This is a genomic window from Kitasatospora sp. NPDC057512 (genome assembly GCF_042802135.1).
Classification (GTDB): domain Bacteria; phylum Actinomycetota; class Actinomycetes; order Streptomycetales; family Streptomycetaceae; genus Kitasatospora.
On record NZ_JBHVET010001161.1, the window covers coordinates 1 to 1,609 of the forward strand.

Sequence of the window (1,609 nt, forward strand, 5' to 3'; positions counted from 1 at the left end):
CGTCCGCCCGGCGGTGGCCCGCCTCCTGGCCGGGCTGGCCCAGCGGCTGGCGCCGGGCGCCCGGCCGGACGACAAGGCCGGGGTCTGCCACGTGCCGGGCGGCGCCGAGGGCTACGCGGACGCCGTCGCCCGCTTCACCCGGCCCGGGCTCACCCCGGAGGAGGTGCACCGGATCGGCCTGGAGGCCGTCGCGGCGCTGCGCGAGGAGTTCGCCGAGCTGGGCGGCAAGGTGCTGGGCATCACCGACCCGGCCGCCGTGCTGACCGCGCTGCGCGAGGACCGCTCGCTGCGCTTCGGCAGCGCGGCCGAGATCGTCGCCCTGGCGGACGGCGCGCTGGACCGGGCCCGCCGCGCCGCCCCGGACTGGTTCCGCCCGTACCCGATCGCCGACTGCGTGACCAGGGAGATCGACCCGATCGAGGCGGAGACCGCGCCGCTGGCCTACTACCAGCCGCCGGGCCCGGGCGGACTGCCCGGCACCCACTGGATCAACACGCTGCGCCCGGAGACCCGGTTCAGCTACGAGTACGAGGCGATCGCCTTCCACGAGAGCGTCCCCGGCCACCACCTCCAGCTCGCCGTCGCGCAGACCCTGCACCACCTGCCGCGGTTCCGGCGGAACCCGAGCGGTCAGCTGACCGCCCACGTCGAGGGCTGGGGCCTGTACACCGAGCGGCTCGCGGACGAGATGGGGCTGTACGGCTCGGAGCTGTCCCGGTTCGGCATGCTCTCGCTGGACGCGATGCGGGCGGTCCGGCTGGTGGTGGACACCGGGATGCACCACTACGGCTGGTCCCGGGAGCGGGCGAAGGCCTTCATGCGGGCCAACACCGCGACCCCCGAGGCCAACGTCCGCAACGAGATCGACCGCTACATCGCCTGGCCGGGCCAGGCCACCGCGTACCTGATCGGCCGCCGGGAGATCGTGCGGCACCGCAAGCGGGCCCAGGCCGCGCTCGGCGCCCGGTTCGACGTCCGGGAGTTCCACCACCGGCTGATCGGGCACGGCAGCCTGCCGCTGGGGGTGCTGGAGGAGCTGGTGACGGACTGGATCGCGGAGCAGTAGGCCGGAGGTCCTCCGGCCCGGAGGACGATCCCCCGACCGGGCTCAACGGCCCGGCACCGCAGCGCCGTTGAGCCCGATCACCTGACTGGTCAGGCACCCGGTCAGGTACCCGGCGACCGCCTCGGCCACGTCGGCCGGGGTGCCCGCCCGGCCGACCGGGGTCGGCCACCACTCCGGCGGGTCGCCCGCGGCGGCTCCGGGGACGGCACCGGGGACGGCGCCGGCGGTGCGCCCGTCCTGGCCGGTCAGACCACCGGCGGGACGACCGGCAGGTTGCGCTTGTGCTCGGTGCGGCGGTAGTGGCCGAGGACGGTGCGGAAGACCTCCTCGCTCACCGGCCGGCCCTCCAGGAAGTCGTCCAGGGCGTCGTAGCTGACGCCGAGGGCGTCCTCGTCGGGGCGGCCGGGGGCGAGGTTCTCCAGGTCGGCGGTCGGGGTCTTCTTGACCAGCTCGGCGGGCGCGCCCAGCGCCTCGGCGATCGCCCGCACCTGGCGCTTGGTCAGGCCGGACAACGGCATCACGTCGGCCGCGCCGTCGCCGAAC

The 1,609-nt window shown here is 75.8% G+C and carries 2 protein-coding genes; one reads left to right on the forward strand and one right to left on the reverse strand.

The genetic code is table 11. From position 1 onward, the window contains the following. Window positions 1-1,066: DUF885 domain-containing protein (locus ACFU6K_RS38550; protein WP_380671264.1), on the forward strand; the 1,066-nt coding region annotated here is incomplete at its 5' end. Between the two features lie 245 nt (window positions 1,067-1,311). Here the strand turns inward: ACFU6K_RS38550 and nadE are convergent. Beyond that, on the reverse strand, window positions 1,312-1,609 hold a 298-nt coding region (gene nadE, locus ACFU6K_RS38555; protein WP_380671266.1), incomplete at its 5' end, for an NAD(+) synthase.